Raw genomic sequence first — 5,047 nt, 5'->3', positions numbered from 1 at the left:
CGACTCCCATCCCCGCGGCCCCGACAACGCCGAAGGCCCCGACCAGCAGGTCGGGGCCTTCGCAGGAGAGCAGGGTCAGCGCGACGCGGCGCGCTTGCCGCTCGACGAGCTCGAGCGGCTCGACTTGCCGCCCCGCTCGGGAGCGGTCTCCTCGTAGTAGTAGTAGTAATACGAGCCGATCGCGCGCTTGGCGACCATGTTGACCACGACGCCGTAGAGCCGGCCGCCGACCTGGGTGAGCCGGTTGACGGCCTCGCTGACCTGGTCGCGGGTGGTGGCCGCGTGGCGCACGACGAGGATGACGCCGTCGCACAGGGTGGCGAGCACCGAGGTGTCGGCGACGGGGAGCAGCGGCGGGGCGTCGATGATCACGATGTCGTACGACGCGCGCAGCCGCTCGATCAGGTCCTGCGTGATGCGGGACTGCAGGATCTCGGTCGGGTTCGGCGGCTTCGCGCCCGAGGCGAGGACGTGCAGGCCGCTCGGCTCGTGGACCTGGATCGCGTCGTGGATCTCGGTGCGGCCGATGAGGGCCGTGGTGAGGCCGACGGCGGGGTCGAGACCGAGAGTGCTGGCGACGCGGGGACGACGGAGGTCGGCGTCGATGATCAGCGTGTTGCGGCCGGTCTGGGCGAGCGCGACGGCGAGGTTGGTCGCCGTCATCGTCTTGCCCTCGCCGGGGACGGCACTGGTGATCACCAGGCAGCGCGGCTGGTTGTCGAGGTCGATGAACTGCAGGTTCGTGCGCAGCAGGCGGAACGCCTCGGTCCGCGCGGCGAAGCCGCCCAGGTCGGTCAGCAGCGGGGCGTTGCGCATGTCGGTGTCGAAGCCGACGCTCGCCAGCACTGGCGCCTCGGTGAACTCCGAGACGTGCTCCGCGGTGCGGATGGTGCGGTCGAGCAGCTCGCGGACCAGCGCCAGCGCGATGCCGAGCAGCAGGCCGATCAGGCCGGCGACGACCATGTACAGCGTCGTGCGCGGGCTCACCGCCTTCGGGCTGTAGCTCGCCTTGTCGGTGATCTGCGCGGTGATCTGCGGGGTCTCACCGGAGGTCGCGCCACCAGGGGTCTCCAGCTCGGCGATGTAGCTCGTGAACTGGTCGGTGAGCACGTTGTTGATCGTCTGCGCGCGCCGCGCCGACTTGTCGACCACGGTCAGCCTGATCAGCGAGGTCTGCTCGACGACCTCGGCGCTGATCTCGGCCGACAGCTGGGCCGACGTCATGTCGAGGTCCAGCGCGTCGATGACCCGCTTGGAGAGCTCGTCGCTGCTCGCCAGGTCGGCGTACGCCGTCGCGCGCGTCTGCGCGAAGTACAGCGCGGTGATCGCGTCGGTCGTGTCGCGGACGTCGACGCTGAGGAACACCGTCGAACGCGACTCGTACTTCGGCGTCAGGACCACGAAGGACAGCAGCGACGCGATCCCCACTCCGACGGCCATGAGGGCCACGACGCTGAGCCAGCGGCGTCGCAGTACGCCGAGAAATTGTTTGAAGTCCAAAGTGTCGACCTCGTCCTGACATGGTGGTCCGGGGATGGATCCGGACCGTGGGGGCACCGGCGCATGCAGTGTAGGCGGTCCTCCCCGCGTGCCAGTGCACTACGCCACATTCGGCGGCGTGCGCGTTGTTACACTCCCCGCCATGTCGACCGAGCGGCGTCGCAGGCGCCGTCGCCGGCCGCAGACCCCCTGGGAGCGCGTCCAGCATCGGATGCGCCGGATCGTCCAGGGACGACGGGGCTTCTGGCTCGTCGTCGCGGGCGTCGTCCTCGTCGCCGGGCTGTGGGTCGGGTGGACGCTCTGGTCGGCCAGTCGCGCGCTCAGCGACGCCGCCAGCCACGCCGAGGTGATGCGCGCGGCGCTGATCCGCGGCGACGCCGACGGCGCGCGCCTGGCGATGCGCGAGTACCAGGACTCCGTCGACACGGCCGAGAGCCGCACCGGCGGCCTCACCTGGTCCGCGCTCGAGCTGATGCCCGGCTTCGGCGACGACCTCGACGGCATCGCGGTGGTGTCGTCGGTGCTGGCCGACATCGGCCGCGACGGGCTGCCGCCGCTCGCCGACGCCGCCGAGGAGGTGTCCGGCGAGGCCTTCCGGCCGACGGGCCACGCCTTCCCGATCGACGGCATCACCGGCCTCGCCGCGCCCGCCGAGCGCAGCCAGGGCGCCTTCGACCGCGCCGAGGAGCGGCTGTCCAAGGTCGACTCGTCGTCCTTCGTCGGCCCGGTGCGGGCCAAGTTCGACGAGCTCCGCGACCTCGTCGGTACGACGCGCAGCACGCTCGGCTCCACCTACCGGGCGGCGCGGCTGCTGCCCGCCCTGCTGGGCAAGGACCGGCCCCGCAACATCCTGCTGGTGCTGCAGAACAACGCCGAGGCCCGCAGCAGCGGCGGCCTCCCCGGCGCGCTGACCCTGCTGCACACCGATCGCGGCCGGGTCCGCGTCGCCGAGCAGAGCGACGCCGGCGACCTGCACAGCACGCCCGAGCCGATCTTGCCGCTGACCGCCGACGAGCAGCGGGTGTTCGGCCCGATGCTCGGCCGGTACGCCGTCGACGCGACCCTCACGCCCGACTTCGCGCGCGCCGCCGACCTGATCCGCGCCCGCTGGGAGATGTTCCGCGGCAGCCGGATCGACGCCATCGTCTTCGTCGACCCGGTCGCCGTGAGCTACCTGATGAGCGGCACCGGCGGCGTCGCCGTACCGGGCTATCCGGGGATCACCGCGAGCACCGTCGTCGCCGCCGTCGAGAACCAGATCTACCGCGCCACCGGCGACCGGCGCGCCCAGAGTGCCTACCAGCAGGCGGTCGCGAAGGCGGTCTTCGACGCCCTCGCCAACGGCACCGGCGACTCGGTCGCCACCCTGACCGGGCTGGTCCGCGGCGTCGAGGAGGGCCGGGTGCGGCTGCATCTCTTCGACGACGCCGAGCAGCAGCAGATCGCCGGCACCCAGATCGCCGGTGAGTTCCCGTCCGGACCGACCCGCACGCCGCGGGTGGGGATCTACGTCAACGACGCGGGCCCGACGAAGATGCAGTACTACCTGAAGTACAGCGCGCACGCCGTCGCTCGCGACTGCTCCGGTGGCCGGCAGACCATCGCCGGCACGGTCGAGCTCCACTCCGACACCCCGGCCGACCCGCGCTCGCTGCCGCCGGCCATCACCGGCGCCGGCTACCCCCACGTCCGCGTGACGCCCGGCAACCAGCTGCTCGTCCTCTACATCACCACGCCCGTCGGGGGAGAGGTCGGCCGGTTCGAGCTCGACGGGCAGCTGATGGACGGCCCCGACGTGCTGCAGTTCGCCCACCGTGGCCTGGCCCGGGTCGCGATCAGCCTGGAGCCGCAGGAGCGGCACACCCTGCAGTTCGTGGTCCGCAGCGGCAAGGGCCAGGACGGCGACGCGCGGCTCGAGGTCAGCCCCGGCTCGAGCATCGGGTCGTCGAACGCGACGATCCCGTCGGCCTGCGCGGTCCGCTGATTTTGGTGCAGGATCCCGTTTCTTGACTCTCCCGACCCCGCCTGGCCACGGCGGCCGCCGCGCGCCGTCTTGCCATATGGACACGCGTCTCGACATTTGGGACGCCGAGTTCGTAGATCGGGCAAAGCCGCCTAGGCTCTTCCCCATGTCGACGACCCTGCTGCTGACCAAGCGGCGCGCGGTGGACAACTGCCGCGTCAGCTCGGCGCTGTGTCGACCCTGCTGACGGGTTCTTGATTCCGGCGCTCTGCCGTCTCCCGTCGCCTTCCGTGGCGCCGTCGCGCCCAGGCGCAGTCCTGTGCGTGCCCCGCTGCCGCAACAGCACCGTCGTATCCGCATCGCAATTTCATCACCGCGAAACACCAGTAAGGAATCTCATGAGCCGCGAGAACTCGCTCGTCTCCGCACAGTGGGTCGAGGACAACCTCGACAACCCGCAGGTCGTCATCGTCGAGGTCGACGAGGACACCACGGCCTACGACAAGGGCCACATCAAGAACGCGATCAAGCTCGACTGGACCACCGACCTGCAGGACCAGGTCCGTCGCGACTTCGTGAACAAGGCCCAGTTCGAGGCGCTGCTCTCCGAGCGCGGTGTCGCCAACGACCAGACCGTGGTCCTCTACGGCGGCAACAACAACTGGTTCGCGGCCTACGCCTACTGGTACTTCAAGCTCTACGGCCACCAGGACGTCAAGCTCATGGACGGCGGCCGCAAGAAGTGGGAGCTCGACAGCCGTGAGCTGACCGCCGAGCTGCCGACCCGCGCCGCGACCACCTACGTGGCCCAGGAGCAGGACCGCTCGATCCGCGCCTTCCGCGACGAGGTCGTCGCCGCCATCGGCGCCCAGAACCTGGTCGACGTCCGCAGCCCCGACGAGTACGCCGGCCGCCTCCTCGCCCCGGCCCACCTCCCGCAGGAGCAGTCGCAGCGCGCCGGCCACATCCCCACCTCGGTCAACGTTCCGTGGAGCAAGAACGCCAACGACGACGGCACCTTCAAGTCCGACGAGGACCTGCAGGCGCTGTACGCCGAGGTCGGCTTCGACGAGACCAAGGACACCATCGCCCTGTGCCGCATCGGTGAGCGCTCCTCGCTCACCTGGTTCGTGCTGCAGGAGATCCTCGGCAAGAAGAACGTCAAGAACTACGACGGCTCGTGGACCGAGTACGGCTCCCTCGTCGGCGTTCCGATCGCGCTCGGCGACGAGCCCGGGGAGGCCTGAGAACATGTGCGGTGCAACTGTCGGTGGTCTGTCCCTCGAGGGCATCAACACCACCAAGGAAGCGGTCATCCAGGGCCAGGTCGTGCGCGGCACGGGCGACGACGCGACCCCGGTCGCCGGCGCCTACGTCCGCCTGCTCGACAAGAGCGGTGAGTTCACCGCGGAGGTCCCCACCTCCGCGACCGGCCACTTCCGGTTCTTCGCCGGCGACGGCCAGTGGACGCTGCGGACCCTCGCCCCCAAGGCCGACCCGGTCGACCGCGTCGTGCAGGCGCAGACCGGCTCGGTCGCCGAGGTCCTCATCAACATCTGAGGCCACCAACGCCGAAGCGCCCCG

Annotated in this window: 5 protein-coding genes; 4 read left to right on the top strand and 1 reads right to left on the bottom strand. The window is 70.5% G+C overall.

The annotated features are described in order from the left end of the window. Nucleotides 1-75: 75 nt before the first annotated feature. Nucleotides 76-1,557, bottom strand: a complete 1,482-nt coding sequence (locus tag AB4880_RS01610; RefSeq protein ID WP_367917449.1) for a tyrosine-protein kinase domain-containing protein — start codon at nt 1,555-1,557, stop codon at nt 76-78. 85 nt (nt 1,558-1,642) lie between these two features. Here AB4880_RS01610 and AB4880_RS01605 point away from each other — a divergent pair, with 85 nt between their 5' ends. The 4 genes from AB4880_RS01605 to AB4880_RS01590 all read left to right on the top strand — a co-directional run bounded on the left by AB4880_RS01605 (nt 1,643) and on the right by AB4880_RS01590 (nt 5,023). After that, nucleotides 1,643-3,484, top strand: coding sequence for a DUF4012 domain-containing protein (locus AB4880_RS01605; protein ID WP_367917448.1), 1,842 nt, complete (start codon nt 1,643-1,645; stop codon nt 3,482-3,484). 76 nt (nt 3,485-3,560) lie between these two features. Beyond that, nucleotides 3,561-3,710, top strand: coding sequence for a putative leader peptide (locus AB4880_RS01600; RefSeq protein ID WP_367917447.1), 150 nt, complete (start codon nt 3,561-3,563; stop codon nt 3,708-3,710). 151 nt (nt 3,711-3,861) lie between these two features. Then, complete coding sequence (locus AB4880_RS01595; protein ID WP_367917446.1) at nt 3,862-4,710, top strand: sulfurtransferase; 849 nt, start codon at nt 3,862-3,864, stop codon at nt 4,708-4,710. A 4-nt stretch (nt 4,711-4,714) separates the two neighbouring features. Then, nucleotides 4,715-5,023: a DUF1416 domain-containing protein gene (locus tag AB4880_RS01590; RefSeq protein WP_367917445.1), complete on the top strand. Its 309-nt coding sequence runs from the start codon at nt 4,715-4,717 to the stop codon at nt 5,021-5,023. The last annotated feature ends 24 nt before the right edge of the window (nt 5,024-5,047 follow it).

Origin of the sequence: Nocardioides ginsengisoli (assembly GCF_039537225.1) — a bacterium.
Lineage (GTDB): Bacteria > Actinomycetota > Actinomycetes > Propionibacteriales > Nocardioidaceae > Nocardioides > Nocardioides ginsengisoli.
Note: the sequence above shows the minus strand (reverse complement) of the source record. Positions and strands in the feature narration are given on the sequence as shown.